Origin of the sequence: Enterobacter quasimori (assembly GCF_018597345.1) — a bacterium.
Lineage (GTDB): Bacteria > Pseudomonadota > Gammaproteobacteria > Enterobacterales > Enterobacteriaceae > Enterobacter > Enterobacter mori.
Genome location: NZ_JAHEVU010000001.1, coordinates 229,272 through 255,473 on the forward strand (window position 1 = coordinate 229,272; position 26,202 = coordinate 255,473).

Genomic DNA, 26,202 nt, shown 5'->3' on the forward strand with positions numbered 1-26,202 from the left:
GGTGTGGTTAAACGGGCATTTCGCCCAGGTAAATCTGTGCAATCTGGTCGTCATTGAGCAGCGCTTTCGACTCGCCATGATGGACAATGCTGCCGCTGTCCATCACCCACGCGCTGTCGGTCACCTCAAGCGCGAGCCTGGCGTTTTGCTCAATCAGAAGAAGGGCGACGCCGCGTTCGCGCAGCCCGGCGATAACGGCAAAAATGTTTTCCACCATCTTCGGGGCAAGGCCCATTGAGGGTTCGTCGAGGATCAGCAGGCGCGGGCGGCTGAGCAGGGCGCGGTTAAGCGCCAGAAGCTGTTGCTCACCGCCGGAAAGCAGGCCAGCGAGCTGATGCTGGCGTTCTCCCAGGCGCGGGAAGCGCTCGAATATGTCATTCATCTCTTGCCTGACGGTGACAGTGTCACTCCTGAGCCAGGCACCCATCTGCAGGTTTTCCAGTACCGTCATTCGGGCGAAGATCCCACGGCCTTCCGGGACCATGACTAACCCGTCCCGGAGCAAGGATTCGGGCCTGTGCTTACGTACCGTTCTACCGTTGAATTCAATACTGCCGCTAAAGTTTTCCAGCCCGGTGATGGCGCGCACGGTGGAGCTTTTTCCCGCGCCGTTCGCGCCGATCAGCGTAGCCTGTTCGCCCTCGCGCAGGGTAAAAGAGACATCGCGTACGGCCTGAATACCGCCGTAATGCACGTCCAGACGTTCAACCTTCAGTAATTCAGACATGGGCGTTGCCTCCAAGCCAGGCGGCAATCACTGCCGGGTCGCGCCGCACGCTCTCTGGCGTGCCGCTGGCGAGCGTTTTGCCGTAATCAAGCACCGTCAGGCGATCGCAGATGCCCATCACCAGCTTGACGTCGTGTTCGATCATCAGCAGAGTTCTGCCGTCGTCACGAATACGCGTCAGCAGTTCACCGAGCGCCACTTTTTCCGCCGCGTTCATCCCGGCAGCGGGTTCGTCCAGCGCCAGCAGGAGCGGATCCGTTGCCAGCGCCCGGGCAATTTCGAGACGTCGCTGATGCCCGTAGGCCAGGTCGCAGGCGCGATAGTGGGCAAACTTGGCAATGCCGGTGTATTCCAGCCAGTGCCACGCCTGCTCGCGCGTTTCGGCTTCTTCTTTACGGGCGCGCCGGTTGCGGCTCAGCGCCGCCCATAAACCGTTGCGGGTGCGCACGTGGCGGCCCACCATGACGTTTTCCAGTACCGACATCTCGTTAAACAGCCTGACGTTCTGAAACGTGCGGGCGATCCCGGCGGCTGTGACTTGTTCAATCTGTTTCGGGTAATAGGGCTTATCGGCAATGGTGAACTCACCGCTGTCCGCCAGATAGAGCCCGGTAATCAGGTTGAAGCAGGTGGTTTTGCCCGCGCCGTTAGGGCCGATCAGGCCGTAGATTTCGCCTTTGTTCACGGTGAGCGAAACGTCATCCACCGCGGTCAGCCCGCCGAAGCGCTTGGACATATTGCGTACGGTTAACAGGCTCATGCTTTCACCTCCTTGTGGCGCACCGGCCAGATGCCTGAAGGTCGAACCAGCATCACCAGCACCAGCGCCAGACCGTAGAACAGCTGGCGTAAAATTTCCGGGTCGACCAGCACCGTGCCAAACAGCGCCTGCTGAACGGGCGCGGCCTGGCTGCGCAGCAGCTCCGGCAGGGCGGTCAGGAGCACCGCGCCGAGGATCACGCCGGGTATATGCCCCATACCGCCCAGCACCACCATCGCCAGTACGGCAATGGATTCCTGCAAGGTAAACGACTCCGGTGAGACAAAGCCCTGAAACGCGCCGAACAGGGCTCCCGCCACGCCGCCAAACGAGGCGCCCATGGCAAAGGCCAGCAGCTTGTAATTACGCACGTTGATGCCCATCGCGCGGGCCACGTCTTCATCTTCACGAATGGCGTGCCAGGCGCGGCCGATGCGCGAATGCTGCAGGCGCAGGCAGACAAACACAATCGCCACAATCACCAGCATCAGCAGGTAGTACCACAGCCACAGGGCAGGCACTTTGAAACCAAACCAGTGATATACGCCGCTGAACTTCAGGCCGAACAGGTTCAGGGTATCGACGCCGGTAATGCCCTTTGCGCCGTTGGTGATGTTCACCGGACGGTCGAGGTTACGCATCAGGATGCGGATGATTTCGCCAAAGCCGAGGGTCACTATCGCCAGGTAATCCCCGCGCAGCTTCAGCGTGGGTGCACCAAGCAGAATGCCGCACACCGCGGCAACCAGTGCCGCTATGGGAATTATCAGCAGCCAGGAGGTGTGCAGCCCCTCCGGGAACCAGACGGTGAGGATCGGGAATACCTCCGACAGGTGCGGGGAGGCAAGCAGGGCGGCGAGATAGGCACCGACCGCGTAAAAAGCGATAAAACCCATGTCCAGCAGGCCCGTGTAGCCGACCACGATGTTAAGCCCCAGCGCCAGCATGATGTAGAGCAGGGCAAAGTCGATAACCCGCACCCAGTAGTTGCCGCCAATCTGGCTGGCGACCACGGGCGCAATCAGCAGCGCGAGGCAGAACAGCGTCATGCCGGACCAGAACTTGCGCGTCGCCGTCGGCGTTTGGAGTTGTACGGTTGTCATAGTGTTCCTTACGCTCTGTTTGCCACGCGTTCGCCGAGCAGGCCTGCCGGACGGAAGACCAGCACCAGAATCAGCACGATGAAGGCAAAGACATCCTGATAATTGCTGCCGAACACGCCGTGGGTCAGTTCACCCAGATAGCCCGCGCCGAGTGCTTCAATGATGCCAAGCAGGATCCCGCCAATCATTGCGCCGCGAATATTGCCGATCCCGCCCAGCACGGCGGCGGTGAACGCTTTAATCCCTGGCAGAAAGCCCATGGCGAAGCTGGCGTTACCATAGTTGCTCGCCATCATCACGCCTGCCAGCGCGGCAAAGATGCCGCCGATGGCAAACGTGAGGGTAATTATCGCGTTCGGGTTCACGCCCATCAGCATGGCGACGCGCGGATTTTCCGCCACGGCGCGCATGCCGCGCCCCAGGCGGCTGTATTCGACCAACAGCCAGAGACCGATCATGACGGTCAGCGCCAGCGCCACGGTCACGATGCCGGTGACGGTAACAATCGCAGGGGGATGGGCTTCGCTGCCGGACGTGACGGCGATCGGGTCCATCGGCAGGATCTGCGGGAACATCAGCGGATTGCGCGTCCAGATAATCATCGCCACGGTTTGCAGCAGCACCGAGACGCCAATCCCGGAGATCAGCGGTGCCAGACGCGGCGCGTTGCGCAGGCGTCGGTAGGCAAAGCGTTCCACAGCCATCGCCAGCAGAGCACAGACCGCCATGGCAACCAGCAGCGCAAAGCCCAACTGCAGCAGCAGCGGCAGATGCGGGAAGGTGTTGTTCAGAACGTTAATGGCGGAAAGCGTGGTCAGTGCGCCGACCATCAGAATATCGCCATGGGCAAAGTTAATAATGCGCAGAATGCCATACACCATGGTATAGCCCAGCGCGATCAGCGCGTAGATGCTTCCCAGCATCACGCCGTTGATCAGTTGTTGTATCAGTGTATCCAACGTGCGTACCCGACAAGTTGCTCTTTCAGCGGCTACCATCCAATAAATGAATAAAATTGTAAAATACACATATATTATTTCTTATGATAAACCGGTATTGTTTTATCTTTATGATTTACATTAAAATATTAAAATACATCAGCAGGGTGAAAAGCCTAAAGAAATCAATATATGAATAAAACAGAATAGTTGACCGCCGTGTCAGCCTATGCCGAAAGCCGTCTGGCAAACGATCCACCACTTCGGGCCGTGCGGGCATTTGAGGCCATTGCCAGGCTGGGAAGCATAACCCTGGCCGCGCAGGAGCTGGATATCTCCCCCTCCGCCGTGAGCCATCAGCTTAAGGTGCTGGAGGCCTATCTGCAGATGCCACTCACGGAGCGACAGGGGCGAAGGCTGATCCTGAGCCAGCAGGGGCGGGATTACTACCGCTCGATTCGCGCCGCGTTCAACGTGCTTCGGCAGGCGACGGAGCACCTGGTGGAACAGGCGCAAACGCGTCAGGTGACCATCAGCCTGATCCCGCTGTTTGGTATGGGGTGGTTTATTCCACGTCTGCCGACCTTTATGCGCGCCAACCCGCAGACGGAGATCAACGTTGTCTACGCCAACCACCGTAACTACCTGAGCGATGCGTCCGATATGTCGATTCGCTTTGGTAACGGCCAGTGGGCTGGTTATCAGAGCGAAAAACTGATCTCCGGCCAGATGGTGCCGGTGTGCAGCCGCGCGTTTTTGCGTATTCACGGCCACATCGATACGCCCGAACAGCTGCTGCAAATGCCGCTGCTGCATGACGAGGAGCGCTCGACCTGGCCGCAATGGTTTATGCAGCAGGGGGTGAAGCGTCCCGTGCGCCGCAGTGGACCGATGTTTGAGGATGGCCTGCTGACGCTGGCTGGCGTACAGGCCGGGCTGGGATGTGCCCTGATGCGCGAGCCGCTGATTGCACCGTATCTTGAGAGCGGTGAACTGGTGAAAATCTTTGATTTGCCTATCGACGACGGACGAGATTACTACCTCTGCGTACGCACCGACTCGGACATGACCGAAGACGGGAAACTGCTGCAAAACTGGCTACGCCGGGCGGCGGGCAGTGAACAGAGCCTGGAATAAAAAAGGCCAGCGACAATGGCTGGCCTTTTCGTACTGACACATCTTAGAACTGGTAGGTCAGACCCACAGCAACGATGTTGTCGGTAGACACTTTGGCATCTTTAGTGAACGTGTTGTCGTCCAGCAGGTTGATTTTGTAATCAACGTAGGTAGACATGTTTTTGTTGAAGTAGTAGCTCGCGCCAACATCAATGTATTCAACCAGATCCTGATCGCCATAAGAACCGATGTCCTTACCTTTGGATTTCAGGTAAGCGATGGATGGGCGCAGGCCGAAGTCGAACTGGTACTGTGCAACCACTTCGAAGTTCTGCGCTTTGTTCGCCACGTGACCGTTACCGAACGCGGTCATGTTACGGGTTTCAGAGTAGGTGGTTGCCAGGTAGATGTTGTTCGCATCGTACTTCAGGCCCGCTGCCCAGACTTCTGCGTTTTCGCCACCGGCGTTCAGATCGCTTGCTGCGCGAACCTGACGGTCAGTACGGTCGGATTTCGCATAGGTCGCACCTGCCGCGAAGCCGTCGAACTCATAGCTGGATGACAGACCCCAGCCGTCACCGTTGGACTCGGTGATATCGTCACGGTCGTTTTTACCCTGGTACTGTGCCGCAAAGTTCAGGCCGTCAACCAGACCGAAGAAGTCGGTGTTACGGTAGGTTGCAACGCCAGTGGTACGGCCAGTCATAAAGCCGTCGGTCTGGGTCCAGGTATCGCCACCGAATTCTGGCAGAACGTCAGTCCACGCGCCGATGTCGTAAGCAACACCGTAGTTACGACCATAGTCGAAAGAGCCGAATTCGTTGAATTTCAGACCGGCAAATGCCAGACGGGTTTTGTTACCGTCAGAGCCCTGTGCTTCAGAGCGGTTGCCCTTGAACTCATATTCCCACTGACCGTAACCGGCCAGCTGGTCGTTGATCTGCGTTTCGCCTTTAAAACCCAGACGAACGTAAGTTTTGTCGCCGTCGTTGTCAGCGTCATCAGAGAAATAGTGCAGACCTGTTACTTTGCCGTACAGATCCAGTTTGTTACCGTCTTTGTTAAAAACTTCAGCCGCGTTTACAACGCCTGCTGCCAGCATAGAAGTGACTGCCACTGCAACTAATTTAAGTTTCATCTTAAATATTCCTTATAATTTTCTTAGGTATTTCCTGAGCCAATTTGAACGATTTCTAAACGAGGTCTTTCGTCAATGGCAGACTATTTTTAAAAATCTTGTAGCCTGCTTTCAATAATAAGTTTCAAAATAGTAAAGATAATTTCAATTAGTGTGATCCTGATCGGAATAATTGCCGTGAAACCCGCGAATTTGATTAATGTTCACACATAAAATGACTATTTACTCGCCATGAATATTACGCAGTAAATAGTTTATATATGTTGTAGTACAGGATGGGAATATTCGTGATTAACGATCTTTCAAGTGTGAGGTGATAATGTTAAGTTCAATAAAAACAGTCATATGAAGGTTTTGTTGCATCGAATTTATAAAGGGGCGTATGACATATCCAGAAATGTATTATTGCATTCCGTGCTATATAGTTCGTTAATATACGCAACAAACTAATCACATTGCGTTGTCAGTTTATGTCAATATGAGAAGAGGTGAGGTTACGCCACGAGCCTAATATAAACAGAATTTAAACCGGTCACTCTAATTCTGATAAATATTCTGAGCAGGCTCACATTTTAAATTAATGTTAATTATGTTGCCGGGATGAAAATATTCCCGGCGCGGGGGAATCATTTGCGTGTCGCATACCAGCAAAGGAGCGAACCGGCGCAGACCATGAGCGCACCTTGCCAGAAAGAGAACGACAGCGGGGAACTTAACAGCACGGCTGCCAGGGCGGCGGATAATACCGGTGTGAAATAGGAGATCGCCGCCAGGACGGTGACGTTGCCGTGGAGGATGCCAATATTCCATGCGGCATAGCCAAACCCCAGCGCGACGCCGCACATGACGAGCTTCACCACCACCGGGATGCTGAACACCATTTCCGGCTGATCGCTGAGCGCATATTTCACCCACAGACTCAGCGCCGTTAGCAAAACGAAAAGGGTGATCCCGTTTTGTCCTCTGGCAAATTTGGCGGTGACGGTGCAGTAGGCCGCCCAGATAAAGGCGCCTGCAAATGCCAGAGCATAACTCAGCGGGCTGGAGACGATATTGCGGATGATTTCATCAACATGTAACCCCTGTTCACCGCCTAATACCCAGCAGACGCCGAGCAATGAGATCGCAAGCCCGGGGACCACCCATAAGTTTGATTTCTGCCCGTTAAACAAAATCGCAAATACAATCGTCAGGCTTGGCCAGAGATAATTGACCATGCCTACTTCAATGGCCTGCGATCGCGTAGCGGCATAGCCTAACGAAAGCGCAAGGCAGATCTCATAGCTGACAAACAGCACGCTGCCGGCAATGAGGTAGCGGGGTGAGAAACGTCTAATGTCAGGAAATCCTACCGTTGCGAGGCACAGTAATCCGCTAAGGGTGTAGATCATCGCGGCACCGCCGACGGGTCCCAGCCCCTCGCTTACGCTACGAATCAGGCCCACCATCGTGCTCCACAACAGTATCGCCGCCAGTCCAATGAGCGTTGCTCTTTTTCTGTCCATTACGTCTTCATCGCTAATAAAATCAAAGGGAAAATTTATAGCATTAATTCGACTAACGCCGCGAATAATTCTCTTAAGCGCTTAACCCTAAAGGATTATTCAAACGCGGCAGCGGTGACTATTAAGGGGGCGAAGTCAGGCGACCTTGATTTGACGCAAAAAAATCAGGGGCTTTGCTGTTAGTTTGCGGCGCGAAGTCTTATTCGAACACGAGGACAACAATGGACGTCAGCCGCAGACATTTTTTTAAAATCTGCGCGGGCGGTATGGCCGGAACAACAGCCGCGATGCTGGGATTTGCTCCCAAAATGGCGCTGGCTCAGGCACGCAACTATAAGCTGCTGCGCGCGAAAGAGATCCGTAACACCTGCACATACTGCTCCGTAGGTTGTGGGCTTTTAATGTATAGCCTGGGCGATGGCGCGAAGAACGCCAGAGAAGCGATTTACCATATTGAAGGGGATCCGGATCATCCGGTGAGCCGTGGGGCACTTTGCCCGAAAGGGGCGGGGCTGCTGGACTACGTTCACAGTGAAAACCGCCTGCGCTACCCGGAATACCGCGCGCCGGGTTCCGACAAGTGGCAGCGAATATCCTGGGATGAGGCCTTCTCCCGAATCGCCAAATTAATGAAAGCCGACCGCGATGCCAACTTTATTGAAAAGAACGAGCAGGGCGTAACGGTTAACCGCTGGCTTTCCACCGGGATGCTGTGCGCATCTGCGGCGAGTAATGAAACCGGCATGCTGACGCAAAAATTTGTGCGTTCTCTCGGCATGCTGGCGGTAGACAACCAGGCGCGCGTCTGACACGGACCAACGGTAGCAAGTCTTGCTCCAACATTTGGTCGCGGTGCGATGACCAACCACTGGGTTGATATCAAAAACGCCAACGTCGTGGTGGTGATGGGCGGTAACGCCGCTGAAGCACACCCTGTGGGTTTCCGCTGGGCGATGGAAGCGAAAAACAACAACGATGCGACGCTGATCGTCGTCGATCCGCGCTTTACGCGTACGGCATCGGTGGCCGATATCTATGCGCCGATCCGCTCCGGTACGGACATCACGTTCCTGTCCGGCGTGCTGTTGTACCTGATTGAAAATAACAAAATTAACGCGGAATACGTTAAGCACTACACCAACGCGAACCTGCTGGTGCGGGATGATTTTGCCTTTGATGACGGGCTGTTTAGCGGCTATGACGCCGAAAAACGCCAGTACGATAAATCGTCCTGGAACTATCAGTTCGATGAAAACGGCTACGCGATGCGTGATGAATCGCTGACGCACCCGCGCTGCGTGTGGAATCTGCTGAAAGAGCATGTATCCCGCTATACGCCTGACGTGGTGGAAAACATCTGCGGCACGCCAAAAGCGGACTTCCTGAAGGTGTGCGAAGTGCTGGCCTCCACCAGCGCCGCCGACAGAACCACCACGTTCCTGTACGCGCTGGGCTGGACGCAGCACACGGTTGGCGCGCAGAACATCCGCACCATGGCGATGATCCAGCTGCTGCTCGGCAACATGGGCATGGCGGGGGGCGGCGTGAACGCGCTGCGCGGTCACTCCAATATTCAGGGTTTAACCGACCTCGGCCTGCTGTCGACCAGCCTGCCGGGCTACCTGACGCTACCGTCTGAGAAGCAGGCCGATCTGCAGACCTATCTGGCGGCGAATACGCCTAAGGCGACGCTGCCGGACCAGGTGAACTACTGGAGCAACTATCCGAAGTTCTACGTCAGCCTGATGAAATCCTTCTACGGCGATGCGGCGCAGAAGGAGAACGACTGGGGCTTTGAGTGGCTGCCGAAATGGGACCAGGCTTACGACGTCATCAAGTATTTCAACATGATGGATAAGGGCAACGTCACGGGCTACATCTGCCAGGGCTTCAACCCGGTGGCCTCCTTCCCGGACAAAAACAAAGTCGTTCGCAGCCTGAGCAAGCTGAAGTACATGGTGGTGATCGATCCGCTGGTGACCGAGACCTCCACCTTCTGGCAGAACCACGGGGAATCAAACGATGTCGACCCGGCATCGATTCAGACCGAAGTGTTCCGCCTGCCGTCTACCTGCTTTGCGGAAGAGGACGGCTCGATAGCCAACTCCGGCCGCTGGCTGCAGTGGCACTGGAAAGGTCAGGATGCGCCGGGCGAAGCGCGTAATGACGGTGAGATCCTCGCCGGGATTTACCATCGCCTGCGCGAAATGTACCGCACTGAAGGTGGCAAAGGCGCGGAGCCGCTGCTGAAGATGAGCTGGGACTACAAGCAGCCTGACCATCCTGAGTCAGAGGAAGTCGCGAAAGAGAACAACGGCGTGGCGCTGGCGGATCTCTATGACGCGAGCGGCAACCTGGTGGCGAAGAAAGGCCAGCTGCTGAACAGCTTCGCGCTGCTGCGCGATGACGGCACGACGGCGTCGTCCTGCTGGATCTACACCGGCAGCTGGACGGAGCAGGGTAACCAGATGGCCAACCGCGATAACGCCGACCCGTCCGGGCTGGGCAATACGCTGGGCTGGGCATGGGCGTGGCCGCTGAACCGTCGCGTGCTGTACAACCGCGCCTCTGCGGACGTAAACGGCAAGCCGTGGGATCCGAAGCGCATGCTGATCCAGTGGAACGGGGCGAAGTGGGCGGGGAACGATATCCCGGACTACAGCACCGCCGCGCCGGGCAGCAACACCGGGCCGTTTATCATGCAGCCGGAAGGGCTGGGACGCCTGTTCGCCCTCGACAAGCTGGCTGAAGGGCCTTTCCCGGAACACTACGAGCCGATGGAAACGCCGCTGGGCACCAACCCGCTGCATCCGAACGTGGTCTCCAGCCCGGTGGTGCGTATTTACGAAGAGGACGTGCTGCGCCTGGGCAAAAAGGACAAATACCCATACGTCGGAACGACCTACCGCCTGACCGAGCATTTCCACACCTGGACCAAGCACGCGCGGCTGAACGCCATCGCGCAGCCGGAACAGTTTGTGGAGATAAGCGAAACCCTGGCGAAGGCGAAAGGCATTGCCAACGGCGATCGCGTGAAGGTCAGCAGCAAGCGCGGCTTTATTCGCGCCGTTGCCGTGGTCACTCGCCGCCTGCAGTCGCTGAACGTGCACGGTCAGCAGGTTGAAACCGTGGGTATTCCGCTGCACTGGGGCTTTGAGGGCGTGGCGCAGAAAGGCTACATCGCCAACACCCTGACGCCAAACGTCGGCGATTCCAACTCGCAAACGCCGGAGTACAAGGCGTTTCTGGTCAACATCGAGAAAGCGTAAGGAGCGATTCAATGGCGATGGAAACACAAGACATTATCAAACGCTCCGCGACCAACCCGATAACGCCCGCGCCTCGCGCGCGGGATTATAAGGCAGAAGTCGCCAAGCTTATCGATGTCTCCTCCTGCGTGGGCTGTAAAGCCTGCCAGGTGGCCTGTTCGGAGTGGAACGACATCCGCGACGAGGTGGGGCACTGCGTTGGCGTCTACGACAATCCGGCGGATCTGAGCGCGAAATCCTGGACGGTCATGCGTTTTAGCGAAACCGACCAGAACGGCAGGCTGGAGTGGCTGATCCGCAAAGACGGCTGCATGCACTGTGAAGATCCGGGCTGCCTGAAGGCGTGCCCGTCTGCCGGGGCAATTATCCAGTATGCCAACGGGATCGTCGACTTCCAGCAGGACAACTGCATCGGCTGCGGCTACTGCATCGCGGGCTGTCCGTTTAATATCCCGCGCCTCAATAAAGAGGATAACCGGGTATACAAATGTACCCTGTGCGTGGACCGCGTCAGCGTCGGGCAGGAGCCGGCCTGCGTCAAGACCTGTCCCACCGGGGCGATCCACTTCGGCACCAAGAAAGAGATGCTGGACGTGGCGCAGTCGCGCGTCGATAAGCTGAAAGCGCGCGGCTACGACAAGGCGGGCATTTACAACCCGCAGGGCGTGGGCGGTACGCACGTGATGTACGTGCTGCACCATAACGACCAGCCGGAGCTGTACCACAACCTGCCGAAGGATCCGGCGATCGATACCTCGATCAACCTGTGGAAAGGGGCGCTCAAACCGCTCTCGGCGGCGGGCTTTATCGCCACCTTTGCCGGGCTGATCTACCACTACATCGGTATTGGGCCAAACAAAGAGGTGGATGACGACGAGGAGGAGCATCATGAGTAAGTCGAAAATGATTGTGCGCACGAAGTTTATCGACCGCGCCTGTCACTGGACGGTGGTGATCTGCTTCTTCCTGGTGGCGGTGTCGGGGATTTCGTTCTTCTTCCCGACGCTGCAGTGGCTGACCGAAACCTTCGGTACGCCGCAGATGGGGCGAATTCTGCACCCGTTCTTCGGCGTGCTGATCTTCGTGGTGCTGATGTTTATGTTCGTGCGCTTCGTCCATCACAACATCCCGGACAAGCAGGACATCCCATGGGTGAAAGGGATTGTTGAAGTCCTGAAAGGTAACGAGCATAAAGTGGCGAAGGTGGGCAAATACAACGCCGGCCAGAAGATGATGTTCTGGACCATCATGAGTATGATTTTTGTGCTGCTGGTGACCGGAGTGATTATCTGGCGTCCGTATTTTGCGTACTATTTCCCGATTCAGGTGATCCGCTACGCGCTGCTGATCCACGCCACGTCGGCCATCATTCTGATCCACGCTATCCTGATCCATATGTATATGGCGTTCTGGGTGAAAGGGTCGATCAAAGGAATGATTGAAGGGAAGGTGAGCCGCCGCTGGGCGCAGAAACACCATCCGCGCTGGTACCGTGATGTGGAGCGTCTGGAAGCGAAACAGGAAAGTACCGAAGGATTGAAGTAAACCCTGCGCCGTCGGCTTTGCCCGGCGGCGCTGCGCTTGCGCGGGCAGGGAAAATGCCTGACCGGCTGGCGTCATGTGTTAGTCAATAAACAATCAATTGCCGCTATAACGTCATGACGCGCGTTGCGTAAATTACAAACAAAGTCTTTAGGATTTATTTTATTGTTGTTAAGGTTAGTTATCATTGGCGAATAAATCAGAAGCGTTTCAAAATCGATATTTACGCCTGGAGCCAGATGGCTCTGCCATAACGGTAACTTATTATTTCTTGCGAGCGGTACGATGACGCGTGTAGCAAGGTCGTCATAGCAATCATCCTGAATAAGCATATAATAAGGCAGCTTGTCCCGTGTTGCGAATGATGTATTTCGATAAACATTAAATTGTCTCAGCATTAAAGCACCCTGAAAAACTCATCATCAGTAATGGTTCCATGTTTTTCTACAAATTCATTCATTGCCCTTATAAATGCACGATCTTCGTCTGATGGCTGACGCCGCCTGGTTGAGTTCTGTTCTGTATGAGACAAGGGCTTACGCGATGTGATGTTCTGGCCCAGATCTGGTTCTGTGGTATGTGTCATTTTTATCTCCTTTGTTGGTGCGGTCATTATCAACCGCAGCCAGCAAAAAACAATACTGTATCCCCTGGTAATCTACATTCTGCGAGGCGTATTCCAGTAATTTCAGAACCGCTCCTCCACATAGCGGAACGGATATTTTGTGGGTTTTACTTTGCCGATTTTGCGTTTCGGTAAATCCACCTTGTCGACGTGTATTTCTTTATACGGGATCTGCGAAAGCAGGTGAGAAATAATATTCAGGCGCACGCGTTTTTTATCTTCTGAACGCGCCACAAACCACGGCGCCCAGGCGGTGTCGGTGGCTTTAAACATCGCGTCGCGGGCGAGAGTGTATTCGTCCCAAAGGTTGAAAGATTTAATGTCCATCGGGGACAGCTTCCAGATTTTACGCCCATCGTTAATGCGGTCGCGCAGACGGCGTTCCTGCTCTTTGGGCGTGACTTCCAGCCAGTACTTCAGCAGGATAATTCCGGCATCCACCATCGCTTTTTCCATGACCGGCGTGCCGTCCAAAAATTTCTCCACCTGCTCCTCGGTACAGAACCCCATCACGCGCTCGACGCCCGCGCGGTTATACCAGCTGCGGTCAAAGATGACGATTTCACCGGCAGAGGGCAGATGCGGCACGTAGCGCTGGAAGTAGAGCTGGCTTTTCTCTTTGTCGGTGGGGGCGGGCAACGCGACAACGCGGAAGACGCGCGGGCTGACGCGCTCGGTGATTGCTTTGATGGTGCCGCCTTTACCGGCACCGTCGCGTCCTTCAAATACAATACAGACTTTTAATCCTTTGGCGACGACCCACTGCTGGAGCTTAACCAGTTCAACGTGCAGGCGGCGGAGCTCTTGTTCATACTCTTTGGTCTTTAGCGCGGGCTTAACCTGCCTGTTTACGCTGGCTTTAGTCACGGTCACTGCTTTCGTTTTATTCTGTTTTGCATTTCCCATGATAATCCTCTTCTCCGAAACGGGTGATGTGCCTGAAAGGAACTAACACTTTGAAGTGTAATGCTGGCCTGCAACCTTCGCGGGAATTTTTGATATGTGTGTCTGATAAGCGTGTTTCCCTTCATCAGGTAACGGGTTAGAATCGTGTGAGGGACTGTATAAATAAACAGGGTGGTGCCATGGCAGTGATTTTTGAAGGCGAAAAAATAGGTCGTAACCGTTTTACCGGCGAGAAAATTGAGAATGCAATCTTTCGTAACTGCGACTTTTCCGGTACGGATTTAACCAGCTCGGAGTTTATCGGCTGTCAGTTCTATGACCGGGCAAGCCAGCAGGGCGGTAACTTTAATCGGGCGCAACTTAAAGATGCTATTTTCAAAAGCTGCGATTTATCGATGGCAGATTTCAGGCATTCAAATGCATTAGGCATCGAAATACGTGAATGCAGGGCGCAAGGGGCCGATTTTCGCGGGGCCAGTTTTATGAACATGATCACTACCCGTACCTGGTTTTGCTGTGCTTACATCACAAAAAGCAACCTGAGCTATGCCAATTTTTCGAAGGTGGTTCTGGAAAAATGCGAGCTGTGGGAAAACCGCTGGAACGGCGCGCAGATACTTGGCGCTACCTTTAGCGGCTCGGATCTGTCTGGGGGCGAGTTCTCATCCTTTGACTGGCGAGTGGCCAATTTTACCCACTGCGATCTGACTAATTCAGAACTGGGTGATCTGGACGTGCGAGGGATTGATTTGCAGGGCGTCAAACTGGACAGCTATCAGGTTTCCCAGTTGATGGAGCGACTTGGCATCGTTGTTTTAGGCTAACGGTATTCACAGCCTCACCTGAATGAATGGATTAACCTGTCAGCCAACTGATTTGAACTGGCTCACCATACCAGATTGTTTGATAATGTCCGTCGCGAATAGTTAACCCGTGGTCGTAGTATGAAAAAAACAATTTTTTCGTTGGCGCTAGGTACGTTTGGTCTGGGAATGGCCGAATTCGGCGTGATGGGCGTGTTGACGGAACTGGCGAAGGACACCGGAATTTCGATTCCCTCGGCCGGGAACATGATCTCCTTTTACGCCTTCGGCGTGGTGATCGGCGCCCCTATTGTGGCGCTGTTTTCCAGCCGGTTCTCTCTAAAATCAACATTATTGTTCCTGGTGGCGATGTGCGTCATCGGGAATGCCATATTCAGCCTTTCACATTCTTACGTCGGGCTGGTGACAGGCCGCTTAATTTCCGGATTTCCTCACGGCGCGATTTTCGGCGTAGGGGCGATAATCCTCTCCAAAATTGCGCCGCCGGGAAAAGTCACGGTCGCGGTGGCCGGTATGATCGCCGGAATGACCGTTGCCAATCTTGTCGGCGTACCGCTCGGGACGTGGCTTGGGCATGAGTACAGCTGGCGCTACACCTTTTTCCTGATTGCTGCCTTTGACGTGCTGGTGATCATCTCCGTGTTGCTGTGGGTGCCGACGCTGCACGATAAATCAGAGATCAAATTGACCGCGCAGTTCCACTTTCTGAAGAAACCGGAGCCCTGGCTGATTTTCGCCGCCACCATGTTTGGCAACGCCGGCGTCTTCGCGTGGTTCAGCTTCGTTAAGCCGTTTATGGTCAATGTAACGGGTTTCTCCGAAGGCATGATGACCGTCATTATGATGCTGATGGGGCTCGGCATGGTGTTGGGCAATCTGCTGAGCGGTAAGCTCTCGGGGCGGTTTAGCCCGCTGCGCATTGCGGCCACCACCGACATGGTCATTGTCGCCTCGCTGCTGCTGCTGTTCGCCTTTGGCGAACTGAAAACGGCCTCGCTGTTGATGGGCTTTGTCTGCTGTGCAGGCCTGTTTGCACTTTCCGCACCGCTGCAAATTCTGCTGCTGCAGAATGCGAAAGGGGGCGAAATGCTGGGGGCGGCGGGCGGACAGATGGCCTTTAATCTGGGCAGCGCTGTAGGGGCATACTTCGGTGGGATGATGATTACGCTCGGCTTTAGCTGGAGCTATGTCACGCTACCGGCGGCGCTGTTGTCCTTCGCTGCGATGACCTCGCTGTTGATGTATGGCCATCTCTGCGCCAAAAAGCGTCAGGCCAACGCGCGGGCGCTGGCCTGATTTTTTCAGGGAAGCCAGGGCTCGCCCAGGGTCAACATCAGACGGTTGGCCCAGGCAAAGAACGCGGCGGACTGCACCAGGTCAAGCTGGGCTAAGGTGTCCAGCCCCTCTTTTTCCAGCGCGGCAAGGTGCGGCGGCGTGGCGGCAGGCGGGGTAACCGACAGCGCTGCCGCAAAATTAATCTCCGCCTGCCAGCGCGCAGATTGCCCCTCGCTCAGGGATTGTCCCGGACGCACGGCCAGCAGGGCCTCTACCGCCGGGTCATCCTTTGACAGCTGGCTGGCTTTCCGCGCATGGACAGATGCGCAGTAAATGCAGCCGTTAATTTTACTGGCGACCGTTGCCGCCAGCTCGCGCTCGGCGCGCGGCAATCCCCCCGGCGTATAAAAAATCCCTTTATCCGTTAGCGTACGCTGTTCAAGCACCGGCAGGTTGCGCCCCAGCAGGCGGAAATAGTCGGAATCGGTGTGGCCAAACTTCGCCAGTATAGCAACCTCATCGTCACGAAAATCCGCCAGCGGTTTTGCTGCTATCCATGGCTCCCATCCCAGCTCCTGCTGGGTAAACGCGACGGGAGCCGCCTTTCCGGTGGCCGTGGTGGCGGTCGTGTGCCAGACGCCTGCCGCCACCGGCGCATCGCTTTTGGCGACAGGCCTGTCGTTCAGCAGCCGCAGCCCGGCAATCAGTCGGCTCTGGAAGCTGACAAACGCGATCAGCTGCGCCAGGGTCACGATGCCTTCCTTGCTCCATCCCGCCTGGGTCAGCGCCCTTAACGATGCCGGCGTGGCTTCGACGGGGGAGAAGGTCAGCAGCCGCGCGAAATTGAGCGCCGGGGTCAGGCGTTCAGAGGTCGGGTCGGCCAGGCCAAACCCCGCATAGTGCGCGGCCAGCGCCTCCGCGTTGTGCCACCTGGCGACTTTTGCCGCGACGGCGAAGCGCTCGTCCAGCGCAAAATCGCTATCCTGCTGGGTAAATAAGATTTCGTAGCTGCCCTGTGCGTGGCGCGTGGCGGCGTCCCGCGTGGCGCGCGCCTCTGCCTGAGGGGAACCGGGTTTAATTTCCGCCAGCTCGGCGAGAATGTCGTGACTTAATGACATAGGTATCTCCTCAACGTATATGGGGGGCAATATGTTCTGCGATCAGTTCGATGGAGCGCAGCGTGTCGCGATGGGTGGGCTCGACCGAATGGACCTGGAATGAGATGTCCGTGGCGCGCCGGAGAACGGAATCGGCCTGCAGCGAACGCAGCACCGTCTCGGGCGAACCGATATGGGCGTCGAACTGGCGACGAAAATCGGTGACAGTGTCACCTTTAAACGCGTGCCCGGCGGCGCGATGCTGCTGGGCTTGTTTCGTCAGACCCGGCGTGGCGACCTTCAGCGCATAGTCATCGCTGTCGGCGACGAATGCCGTACGGGAAGCCAGAATGCGCGGTGCGATGCCCGCGGGCAGCGCCTCAAGGTAGGCATCCACAATAAGGTTCTGGATCGCGTCGAGCGTTAAATCCAACTGGTCTGCCGGGCGCGGCTGCGTGCGGGAGAGCATTAAACCGTGTCCGGCCCGCGCGGCGCGAACGGCACCGTCGACCGAAAAGGTGGCAATCCAGATACGGTCGGCAAGCTGTGGCGCAGGCGGGTAAAGGTGGTTATCCGGATGGGTGAGCGAATCCCCGCGCCAGGCGCTCTGGATCACATGCAGATGGTCGGCAAAGGCCGCGCCGCGCTGTTCAAACGTCAGTCCGAACGGCAGGAAAGAGGTCGGCGTGCCGCCCGAACCAAAGCCGACTTCGAGACGTCCATCGGCGAGTAAATCCAGAACCGCGGCGTCTTCCGCCACGCGCAGCGGGTTTTCCATCGGCAGGGTAATGATGGCCGTCCCCAGCCGAATGGTTTCGGTATGCGCCGCTACGTGCGCCAGAAACAGCAGCGGCGAAGGCAGTCCGCCTTCAGTTTCGTGAAAGTGGTGCTGCGCAATCCAGGCGCTGTCAAAACCGTGGCGTTCGGCGTGGCGGATCTGTTCAGTTGCCAGACGATAGCGCTCCTTCGGCGTGGCGTCGTCAAGCAGGCGGGTGAAAAATCCCAGGCGTTTTCGCGTCATGCGAACTCCTCCGTAGCGGGTGAAAAATGGGGAATAGCGTCGATCAGTTCGCGGGTATAGTCGCTCTGCGGGGCGTTGAACAACGTCTCAACGGCGCCATGCTCGATGACTTTACCGCCCTGCAGCACGGTGACGGTGTGGGCTATGCGGCGAACCGTTGCCAGATCGTGGGTGATAAAGAGATAGGTCAGCCCAAGCTGTTGCTGCAGCTGCTGGAGAAGCGCCAGAATTTGCGCCTGCACGGTAACGTCCAGCGCGGAGGTGGCTTCATCCAGAACGATAAGGGTCGGCTCCAGGATCAGCGCCCGGGCAATGGCCACGCGCTGGCGCTGCCCGCCGGAGAGTTCCCGCGCCGTACGCCCCAGCGCGTCGAGCGGCAGAGCCACCCGCTGCGCAACCGTCTCCACGCGGGTCCTACGCTCCGCTTTACTGAAACGGGCGAAATTTTTTAACGGCTCTTCAATAATCTCAAACAGCGTCTGATGCGGGTCGAGCGAGGCAAACGGGTACTGGTAAACGAACTGGATCTTCTGACGCAGCTGTCGACGTGCCTCCCGGCTGAGCGTGGTGGCATCAATATCATCGATAATCACCCGCCCGCTGTCCGCCTGCTCAAACCCGAGCAAAATGCGGGCAAGGGTGGTTTTGCCCGATCCCGATTCGCCGACCAGCGCGTGCGTACTGCCGCGCGTGACGTCAAAACTGACGTCGTCCAGCGCCTGCAGCCGATGCCCTTTACCCAACGAGAACTGCTTGCTGATGGACAGCGCGCGAATGGCCGGCGAGGCCAGCGGACGTCCCGAGACCGGCGCGATAGTCAGACGCTGGCCCTGTAAATCGCTTAACAGCTGGCGGGTATAGGCATGCTGCGGGGCGCGGACGATATCATCGGTCGCGCCGTGCTCCTGCACTTCACCGTGGCGGAACACCAGCAGCCTGTCGGCGCGCTGTGCGGCCAGCGCCAGGTCATGGGTCACAAACAGTACGGCGGTACCGGACTCCCGGCGTAGGGCGTCCAGCAGATCCAGAATGCGTTTTTGCACCGTCACATCCAGCGCGCTGGTCGGCTCGTCGGCAACGATTACGTCCGGTCGCAGGGCAATGGCGATGGCAATCAACACGCGCTGTTTCATGCCGCCGGAGAGCTGATGGGGATACTGCTTCATGCGCTGTTCGGGGTGGCTTAACCCCACTTTGGTCAGCAGGGCGAGCACCTGTTCATCACGCTGCGCGTGGGTCACTTTTTGGTGTAGTTCAATTATTTCTCCCACCTGCGCACCGACGGTTTTCACCGGGTTGAGTGAATTACCCGGATCCTGCGGGACGAGGCTAATCCGCGCGCCGCGAAGGGTATCGAGACGTTTAGCTGACCACCTGCTTATCTCCTCGCCGTTGAGGATGATTTTGCCCGCATCACTCCGTGCGTTGTCGGCCAGCAACCCCATGATCGCCTGCGCAGTGCTCGTTTTACCGGATCCTGACTCGCCGACAAACGCCAGCATTTCCCCGCGTTTGAGGGTAAAGCTGACGCTATGCACCACCTCTTGCCACCGGCGCGCGGTGCGGTAGCTAATCGTCAAATTTTCCACTGAGAGAACGGTCATGAGCGACCTCCGCTAAACTGCTGGCTAATACGGTTGGTGGCCAGCACCACGGCGATGACCACCACGCCGGGGAAGGTGGTTAACCACCAGGCGGTTGAGAGATAGTTACGGCCTTCGGCAATCAGCAAGCCCCATTCCGGAATGGGGGGCGGGGTGCCGTAGCCGAGGAAGCTGAGCGTGGACAGCGCCAGGATCGCCTGACCAAACTGCAGCGTGGCGAAAGCGAGAACGGAGGTTAACGCGTTGGGCAGAATGTGTCGCCACAGCACGGCGAAGAACGTTCCGCCGCTGCCGTACGCCGCTTCGACGTAATCGGTATGCCGGATGCGCACGACTTCCCCGCGCGCGAGGCGGGCAAAGCTGGCAATTGAGGCGACGCCCACGGCGATGGCGGCGTTGACGGTGCCGAAACCGAGCAGGATGATCACGGTCAGGGAAAGCAGCAGGGACGGAATCGACAGCAAGACGTCAACAAAACGCATCAGCAGAGATTCGACGCGCCCGGCGAACGCCCCGGCCACCACGCCCAGCCCGGTGCCGACCAACAGCCCCATGGTGACGGCGGCCAGCGCGGCGCTCAGCGAGTGCGACGCGCCGTAAATAATACGGGCGTACACGTCACGGCCAAGCTGATCGGTTCCGAGCCAGTGATCGGCCTGTGGAGCCAGGCGCTGCGCCCCGGCAATCCCTTCAATCGGGCTGTAATGGGTAAACAGACCCGGAGCAACCGCCGCGAGCGCGGCGGCGATAATGACCGCCCAGGCCAGCCAGAGTCCCGGCTGCCACTGCAGCCCTTGCCACGTCGGGACGCGTTTGCGCGCGGCGGCAGCGTAATCGACCAGACTCATGAGGCACCTCCGGTAACGGTTTGCAGGCGTGGATCGAGGAGTGGCATCAGCAGATCCACCAGCAGGTTAATCAGCACAAAACCGAGCGCAGAAATCATCACCACGGCCTGAAGCACGGCGATGTCCTGGTTGTTCACCGCCTGCTGGGTCAGCTGTCCCAGCCCGCTGCGGCCAAAAACGGTTTCCGTTATCAGCGCTCCGGCAATCAGCTCGCCCAGCAGCAGCCCGGCAATGTTCAGGACCGGCAGCAGGGCGTTGCCGGTAACGTGACGCCACAGGACGGCGGTTTCACTCAGCCCTTTGGCCCGGGCGACGGCGACAAACGGCTGCGTCGCCACCTGGTCCAGGCTGCGCATCAGAATTTGCGCCAGCGGGGCGGAAATCGGGATGGCGACGGTGACGATCGGCAAAATCAGCCCCTGCAGCGGCGTCGGGTTAATCACCGGGATCAGCCGCAGTTGAAAAGAAAAGAGCTGGATGAGGGCAATCCCCAGCCAGAACGTTGGTAGGGAGATAAACAGGACCGGCAGCGACTGGAGGGTATTGCTCAGCCAGCGCAGACCCGGCAGGCGGGAGGCAAAGGCCAGCGCAAACGCCAGCAGGACCGCGAGCACAAACGCGGGCAGAGCGAGGCTCAGGGTGTCCGGCAGGTTGCTGGCAATCAGCTCGCTAACCGGTACGCCAGCCTGCAAGGAGTAGCCGAAATCACCGTGCAGCATAGCCAGCAGCGTATGAAAATATTGCTGCCATAGCGGGCTGTCCGCGCCGTACGCCACGCGCATTTCCTCGATTTGTGCCGGGCTTAGTCCCAGATCCGGGTTCTGAAATTTGATCAGCACCGCGTCACCCGGCAGCACCTGGAGCAACACGAACGAGAGGGTAAAGGCAGCCCACAATACCAGCAGGCCGTGCCCAAGACGTTGAAGAAGTGCGTGGCGCATCGTCAGCTCCTTAGTGTTTCTCAAGCCACGCGCCGTAGAACGACGGGCGGCCGACCGCTTCAAAATTGACGCCTTTCAGCCACGGCGCACCGGCAAAGACCTGCGGCTCTTCGAAAATCGGAATGACGTAGGCGTTATCCAGCAGGTAACGCTGGGCATCGCCGGTCAGCTGCAGGCGTTTTTGCGGATCAACCTCTGAGGAGATATTCACCAGCAGCGCATTCAGCTTGTCGTCACGGAAGCTTTTGACCTTGTCGCTGGAGCCGCCTTTTTGCAGCAGCGCGTCGCGGTTAGCGGGGTAGAACATGCTTTTCACCACGTCCGGATCGGCGCGGCCCACTTCGGAGACGGTTAACGGGGTTTTCAGCGGGTCAAGGTTATCCAGCGTGCGGCTGCCTGCGTCACCGGCTTTAACGCTCAGCGCCACGCCCACCTGTCGCCACTGCTGGGCAACCAGCTGCAGCACCTCTTTGTTTTGCGGCTGCGGCAGGGATTCATATACCGTCAATGCCAGACGTTGACCCTCTTTGGCGCGGATCCCGTCGCTGCCCGCTTTCCAGCCCGCCTCGTCCAGCAGCCGGTTGGCTTTAGCCGGGTCAAAGGTCAATTTATCGCTGAGATCGACAAAGCCTGCGGCGGAATCGGCAATCACCGACTTCGCCTGCGGATAGTTGGCCGAGAAGAGGGTCTCCACGACCTGTTTTGCATTCGTGGCGTGCAGCAGCGCCTGGCGGACGCGAATATCGGAGACCAGCGGGTTATCCGGGCGGAAGCTGATGCTGTCATTCACCCCGCGCGTCGGGGCGGCGTAGATTTTATAGCCCTGGTCTGTCGCCTGCTTTTCGTCATACGCCTGCACCTGACGAATAAAATCCGCCTGACCGGCCAGCAGGGCGCCGACGCGCACGCTGTCCTCCTGGGTGACGATAAACTTGATGCCGTCAAGATTGGCTGGACCCTGCTGCGCCAGGTTTTTCGGTCCCCACTGGTAGTCTTTGCGCGCTTCCAGCGTCACTTCGCGACCCAGCTTCTCGTCCTTCACCACAAACGGGCCGGAGCCAATGATATGCCGGGCATCACCCAGCTCTTCAAAGTTGCGCTTCAGCGTGCTGAGCGAGACCAGGCCCGACCCGATGGTGGCGGTGCCCTGCAGGAACCCTGGCGACGGTTTTTTGAAGTAGAACTTCACGGTCAGCGGGTCGATGACTTCGCTACGATCGTAGTTATTGATCACTTCTGACACCGGCAGGCGCTTCGCCTTGTTACCTAAGCCGTAGGTATCAAAGTTTTTCGCTACGGCGTTAGCGTCCAGCGGCGTGCCGTCGGAGAAGGTAATACCGGGACGCAATTTAAAGGTGTATTCGGTTTTATCGGCGTTGGTGGTCCAGCTTTCTGCCACCCAGGGTTCCACCTGCAGCGTTTTCGGGTTCTGCCACGTCAGCTTGTCGGTGATTTGATTCAGAATGCCGCCGTTCGGGTAAAAGCCACCGGCGGGCGGGTAGAGGTTAGTGTGCGCCTGTTGCTCCAGATAGATCAGCGTGCCACCTTTGACGGGCGCTTCTGCTGCCCAGGCTGCGGTTGTCGTCAGAATCAGCGCCGTCAGCAGCGGCAGACGAAATGGGGTTTGCATGGTGAATTCCTTTGTTATCTTCTTGTTAGCGTCGGATTCATCATCGGGCGCGGGGGAAAACAAGGGAACAAAGGAATTAAGATAAGGATTGCCGGAAAATGGCTATAAAAAAACCGCCCCGGAGAGGAGCGGTGATGAAAGATGATCGGTTATGAACGCAGGTCGATCACCATACGGCCGCGGATCTGGCCCTGTTCCATCTCTTTAAAGATGGCGTTGATGTCCTCAAGCGGACGCATCGTCACTTTCGGCACAACCTTACCCTCAGCGGCGAACTGGAAGGCTTCCTGCAGATCCTGACGGGTGCCGACAAGCGAACCGACCACCTGAATGCCGTCGAGCACCAGGCGCGGAATGTCGAGGCTCATCGCTTCTGGCGGCAGGCCAACCGCGACCACGCGGCCACCGGCACGCACGGCATCAACGGCTGAGTTGAATGCGGCTTTTGCGACGGCAGTGACGACTGCGGCATGTGCGCCGCCCGTTTTCTCTTGCACAATTTTCGCGGCATCTTCGCTGCGGGAGTTGATGGTCAAATCTGCACCCATGCTGGCCGCCAGCTTCAGCTGTTCGTCGTTAACGTCAAGGGCGATGACTTTGGCGTTAAAGACGTTTTTGGCGTACTGCAGCGCGAGGTTGCCCAGCCCGCCCAGACCATAAATTGCAATCCACTGGCCCGGTTTGATTTCAGACACTTTCACCGCTTTGTAGGTGGTTACGCCGGCGCAGGTAATGCTACTGGCCGCTGCCGAATCCAGACCGTCCGGCACTTTTACGGCGTAGTCAGCGGTGACGATGCACTCTTCCGCCATGCCGCCGTCAACGGAGTAGCCGGCGTTTTTCACGTCGCGGCACAGGGTTTCGTTGCCGGTATTACAATATTCGCAGTGGCCGCAGCCTTCGAAAAACCACGCCACGCTGGCACGATCGCCAACTTTCAGTGATTTCACGCCGGGGCCGATTTCCTTCACGATGCCAATCCCTTCATGGCCCAGGATAACCCCGGTTTTATCGCCGAAATCGCCGTTCTTCACGTGGAGGTCGGTATGGCATACGCCACAGCACTCCATCTTCAGCAGGGCTTCCCCGTGCTTGAGCGGGCGTAAGGTTTTTTCGGTAACGTTGACCTGGTGGTCCTGTGTGACAACAGCAGCCTTCATGTGTATCTCCTTGTTCATGATAAGAATCTGCATAGTGGGTGTAATACCCCTTAAGGATTAATACATTAGCCTGGTAATGCAAGGCTGCGGCAACATAATGTCATCATTTAATCCGTTTTCAGATTAAGAATACGGCGATCCTCTAATAATTAAGGGGGAAAATGCTGGCCCGGCGAGGTGCTCGCCGGGCGCAGATTTACAGCTGTGCTTCTATCTCCTCAATCTCTTTACGCCATTGCGCCTGCAGCTGCGGCTTTTGATGCTTCGGCTTACGCGCCAGATCGTCTTCCAGCAGCGTTTCCAGCGCGACCAGCCGTTCGAGCAGATCGTCATACGGCGAGGATTGAACTGTCTCAGCGGCGATGACAGGCGCGGTGGATGTCATCAGACCCGCGCTTTCACGCATCCGCTCAAACACCGCTTCGGCATCGTGCCATTCGCTCAGCGTTCTCTCTTCAATCAGCCAGAAACGGTTGCAGCTTTGGCTGATTAACTGACGGTCATGGCTGACCAGCAGCACGCCGCCTTCGAACTGCTGAAGGGTTTCTGCCAGCGCCGCTTTGCCTTCCATATCAAGGTGGTTGGTCGGCTCATCCAGCATCAGCAGGCTATAACGGGCAAGCGTCAGGCCAACGAACAGCAGGCGAGAGCGCTCGCCGCCGCTGAGCGTGCTGACGGTTTGTCCGTGACGCGCCCACGGGAAGCCGGCGCCTATCAGGGCCATTTTGCGGTTCTGCGGATCCGGCGCGAAAGGCTCCAGCGCGTCGAGCAGCGTGGCGTTGTCCGGCAGCTGATTCAGCGTCTGGTCGTAATAGCCCGGCGACACGCGTGGGTGCAGCTTCAGCCCGTCGCGGGTCAGTTCATCGGCAAACTGTTGCCAGATAAGCCTCATCAGCGACGATTTGCCGCAGCCGTTACGACCGACAATCGCCACGCGATCGCCGCTTTTCAGCCGTGCCATTTCGATGTTAAACAGCGGCGGTAGCCCGGGCGCAGGCGGGACGTCGAGGTTTTCCAGTTCCAGTAGACGGTCTGCCCGCAGCGCGTCGCCACGTAGGGTTAACGTCCACTGACTGCCCGCCGTAAGCGGCGTCTGGCTCTCCCTGAGCCGTTCGACCTGTTTTTCCATCTGTTTGGCTTTGCGGGCAAGGTCTTCGTTGTCGTAAACCTTGCCCCAGGTTGCCAGCCGCCTGGCGCTGGCGGTGACGCGATCGATCTCCTTTTGCTCCGCTTTGTGGCGCTGCGCGTCGCTTTCATCTTTTGCTTCAAGCGCCTTGCGTGCCGCCGTGCAGGGAAGGGCAAAGTAGTGCAGCATCTTATCGCGCAGGATCCAGCTGCCGTTGGTGACGGCATCCAGCAGCTGTCTGTCGTGCGAGACCAGCACGAAGCTCCCGGGCCAGTTCTGCAGGAATTGTTCCAGCCACAGCAGGGTCGGTAAATCGAGGTGGTTGCTCGGTTCGTCCAGCAGGAGCAGATCCGGATCGTGAATCAGCGCTCGCGCCAGCAGCAGACGCGTATGCTGCCCGCCGCTGAGCGTTGCGGATTGCATCATCATATCCTGCGGCGTGAAGCCCATGCTTGCCAGCAGCGTTTCGGCTTTCCAGCGCAGGCTGTCGCGCTCAGCAAAAGGCAGCTGTGCGAGTACGGCATCCAGCATGGTCAGCGGGAAAATGGCGTCCGGGAGATGTTGCTCAACGCGCGCCATCAGGCAGTGCCCGGCCAGCGCTACCGTTCCGGCAGCAGGGGAATCTGTGCCGTCCAGCACCTTCAGCAGCGTACTTTTGCCGCAGCCGTTGTCGCCCAGCAGGCCAATGCGGTCGCCTTTTTTCAGCGTAAAGGAGAGTGAGTCGAAGAGCGTGCCAAACGCCGTATCAACGCGTAAATATTGTGCAGTGAGTAAAGTGCTCATTGTTGCTTACCCAAGAGTTACAGGCATGTTTATGCCTCGTCAAACATCGCTGACGATAACTCAGTAAGCCCGAGAGAAGGGATTTCAGGGGTTGGTGTCTTCGCTCAAGCAGAAGTTATCGCAGCACGATACCGATAACGCTTGAGCGGGTGCGATCACCAAATGTATGTGAAACATTGAAAATTTCACGATACAGCATAATTGGCCTCCTTATATATTCAGTGGGTTAATGGATGGAAGGAGTGTAGCGGGGGAAAAGGGGTT

General features: G+C 57.2%; 23 protein-coding genes. 6 read left to right on the forward strand and 17 right to left on the reverse strand.

The window, feature by feature from the left end; all coding sequences use genetic code 11:
• Window positions 1–7: 7 nt before the first annotated feature.
• From KK102_RS01065 to KK102_RS01080, 4 genes are read right to left on the reverse strand one after another with little or no spacing between them, the layout of a single operon-like run.
• Window positions 8–727, reverse strand: a complete 720-nt coding sequence (locus KK102_RS01065; protein ID WP_216356729.1) for an ABC transporter ATP-binding protein — start codon at window positions 725–727, stop codon at window positions 8–10.
• On the reverse strand, window positions 720–1,487 hold the full coding sequence (locus tag KK102_RS01070; protein WP_216356730.1) for an ABC transporter ATP-binding protein: 768 nt from the start codon (window positions 1,485–1,487) through the stop codon (window positions 720–722). Before KK102_RS01070 ends, KK102_RS01065 begins: the two co-directional genes overlap by 8 nt.
• Entirely contained in the window at window positions 1,484–2,590 is a 1,107-nt protein-coding gene (locus KK102_RS01075; RefSeq protein ID WP_046889617.1) for a branched-chain amino acid ABC transporter permease, read from the reverse strand. The genes KK102_RS01070 and KK102_RS01075 overlap by 4 nt, the downstream gene beginning before the upstream one ends.
• A gap of 8 nt (window positions 2,591–2,598) precedes the next feature.
• Entirely contained in the window at window positions 2,599–3,549 is a 951-nt protein-coding gene (locus KK102_RS01080; RefSeq protein WP_216356731.1) for a branched-chain amino acid ABC transporter permease, read from the reverse strand.
• 189 nt (window positions 3,550–3,738) lie between these two features.
• On the opposite strand from KK102_RS01080, the gene KK102_RS01085 reads away from it, so the two are divergent.
• Window positions 3,739–4,665: a LysR substrate-binding domain-containing protein gene (locus KK102_RS01085; protein ID WP_216356732.1), complete on the forward strand. Its 927-nt coding sequence runs from the start codon at window positions 3,739–3,741 to the stop codon at window positions 4,663–4,665.
• Window positions 4,666–4,708: 43 nt separating this feature from the next.
• Here KK102_RS01085 and ompC read toward each other — a convergent pair whose 3' ends face one another.
• Both ompC and yddG read right to left on the reverse strand, forming a co-directional pair.
• The gene (gene ompC / locus KK102_RS01090; protein WP_100166597.1) at window positions 4,709–5,782 is read right to left on the reverse strand and encodes a porin OmpC; all 1,074 of its coding nucleotides are present in this window, start codon (window positions 5,780–5,782) and stop codon (window positions 4,709–4,711) included.
• A 626-nt stretch (window positions 5,783–6,408) separates the two neighbouring features.
• Complete coding sequence (yddG, locus tag KK102_RS01095; RefSeq protein ID WP_216356733.1) at window positions 6,409–7,287, reverse strand: aromatic amino acid DMT transporter YddG; 879 nt, start codon at window positions 7,285–7,287, stop codon at window positions 6,409–6,411.
• A gap of 221 nt (window positions 7,288–7,508) precedes the next feature.
• On the opposite strand from yddG, the gene fdnG reads away from it, so the two are divergent.
• The 3 genes from fdnG to fdnI are packed head-to-tail and all read left to right on the forward strand — an operon-like array spanning window position 7,509 to window position 12,101.
• On the forward strand, window positions 7,509–10,556 hold the full coding sequence (gene fdnG / locus KK102_RS01100) for a formate dehydrogenase-N subunit alpha (protein WP_216356734.1): 3,048 nt from the start codon (window positions 7,509–7,511) through the stop codon (window positions 10,554–10,556).
• 11 nt (window positions 10,557–10,567) lie between these two features.
• Window positions 10,568–11,452, forward strand: coding sequence for a formate dehydrogenase subunit beta (fdxH, locus tag KK102_RS01105; protein ID WP_126544746.1), 885 nt, complete (start codon window positions 10,568–10,570; stop codon window positions 11,450–11,452).
• Entirely contained in the window at window positions 11,445–12,101 is a 657-nt protein-coding gene (gene fdnI / locus KK102_RS01110) for a formate dehydrogenase-N subunit gamma (protein WP_216356735.1), read from the forward strand. The genes fdxH and fdnI overlap by 8 nt, the downstream gene beginning before the upstream one ends.
• Before the next feature lie 71 nt (window positions 12,102–12,172).
• Here the strand turns inward: fdnI and KK102_RS01115 are convergent, their stop codons facing one another.
• The 3 genes from KK102_RS01115 to ppk2 all read right to left on the reverse strand — a co-directional run bounded on the left by KK102_RS01115 (window position 12,173) and on the right by ppk2 (window position 13,629).
• Window positions 12,173–12,496: a CcdB family protein gene (locus tag KK102_RS01115; protein ID WP_126544744.1), complete on the reverse strand. Its 324-nt coding sequence runs from the start codon at window positions 12,494–12,496 to the stop codon at window positions 12,173–12,175.
• Window positions 12,496–12,684, reverse strand: coding sequence for a type II toxin-antitoxin system CcdA family antitoxin (locus tag KK102_RS01120; RefSeq protein ID WP_126544743.1), 189 nt, complete (start codon window positions 12,682–12,684; stop codon window positions 12,496–12,498). Before KK102_RS01120 ends, KK102_RS01115 begins: the two co-directional genes overlap by 1 nt.
• A gap of 102 nt (window positions 12,685–12,786) precedes the next feature.
• Window positions 12,787–13,629, reverse strand: coding sequence for a polyphosphate kinase 2 (gene ppk2, locus KK102_RS01125; RefSeq protein ID WP_244991816.1), 843 nt, complete (start codon window positions 13,627–13,629; stop codon window positions 12,787–12,789).
• Window positions 13,630–13,808: 179 nt separating this feature from the next.
• Between ppk2 and KK102_RS01130 the strand changes: the two genes are divergently transcribed.
• Window positions 13,809–14,453 (forward strand): QnrE family quinolone resistance pentapeptide repeat protein, encoded by a 645-nt coding sequence (locus KK102_RS01130; protein ID WP_126544742.1) that lies wholly within the window; start codon window positions 13,809–13,811, stop codon window positions 14,451–14,453.
• Window positions 14,454–14,573: 120 nt separating this feature from the next.
• Window positions 14,574–15,749, forward strand: coding sequence for an MFS transporter AraJ (gene araJ / locus KK102_RS01135; protein WP_216356736.1), 1,176 nt, complete (start codon window positions 14,574–14,576; stop codon window positions 15,747–15,749).
• Window positions 15,750–15,754: 5 nt separating this feature from the next.
• Here araJ and KK102_RS01140 read toward each other — a convergent pair whose 3' ends face one another.
• The 8 genes from KK102_RS01140 to KK102_RS01175 form a co-directional block, all read right to left on the reverse strand.
• Entirely contained in the window at window positions 15,755–16,846 is a 1,092-nt protein-coding gene (locus KK102_RS01140; protein WP_216356737.1) for an alkylhydroperoxidase domain protein, read from the reverse strand.
• Between the two features lie 10 nt (window positions 16,847–16,856).
• On the reverse strand, window positions 16,857–17,846 hold the full coding sequence (locus KK102_RS01145; RefSeq protein ID WP_216356738.1) for a putative FMN-dependent luciferase-like monooxygenase: 990 nt from the start codon (window positions 17,844–17,846) through the stop codon (window positions 16,857–16,859).
• Window positions 17,843–19,450, reverse strand: a complete 1,608-nt coding sequence (locus KK102_RS01150; protein ID WP_216356739.1) for a dipeptide ABC transporter ATP-binding protein — start codon at window positions 19,448–19,450, stop codon at window positions 17,843–17,845. Before KK102_RS01150 ends, KK102_RS01145 begins: the two co-directional genes overlap by 4 nt.
• On the reverse strand, window positions 19,447–20,298 hold the full coding sequence (locus KK102_RS01155; RefSeq protein WP_126544737.1) for an ABC transporter permease: 852 nt from the start codon (window positions 20,296–20,298) through the stop codon (window positions 19,447–19,449). The genes KK102_RS01150 and KK102_RS01155 overlap by 4 nt, the downstream gene beginning before the upstream one ends.
• Window positions 20,295–21,239: an ABC transporter permease gene (locus KK102_RS01160; protein ID WP_126544736.1), complete on the reverse strand. Its 945-nt coding sequence runs from the start codon at window positions 21,237–21,239 to the stop codon at window positions 20,295–20,297. Before KK102_RS01160 ends, KK102_RS01155 begins: the two co-directional genes overlap by 4 nt.
• Window positions 21,240–21,249: 10 nt before the next feature.
• Window positions 21,250–22,869 (reverse strand): TIGR04028 family ABC transporter substrate-binding protein, encoded by a 1,620-nt coding sequence (locus KK102_RS01165; protein ID WP_216356740.1) that lies wholly within the window; start codon window positions 22,867–22,869, stop codon window positions 21,250–21,252.
• A 149-nt stretch (window positions 22,870–23,018) separates the two neighbouring features.
• Window positions 23,019–24,029, reverse strand: coding sequence for an alcohol dehydrogenase AdhP (adhP, locus tag KK102_RS01170; RefSeq protein WP_216356741.1), 1,011 nt, complete (start codon window positions 24,027–24,029; stop codon window positions 23,019–23,021).
• A 196-nt stretch (window positions 24,030–24,225) separates the two neighbouring features.
• A complete protein-coding gene (locus tag KK102_RS01175; RefSeq protein WP_216356742.1) occupies window positions 24,226–25,938 on the reverse strand; it encodes an ABC-F family ATP-binding cassette domain-containing protein in 1,713 nt (570 codons plus the stop codon).
• Window positions 25,939–26,202 lie beyond the last annotated feature (264 nt).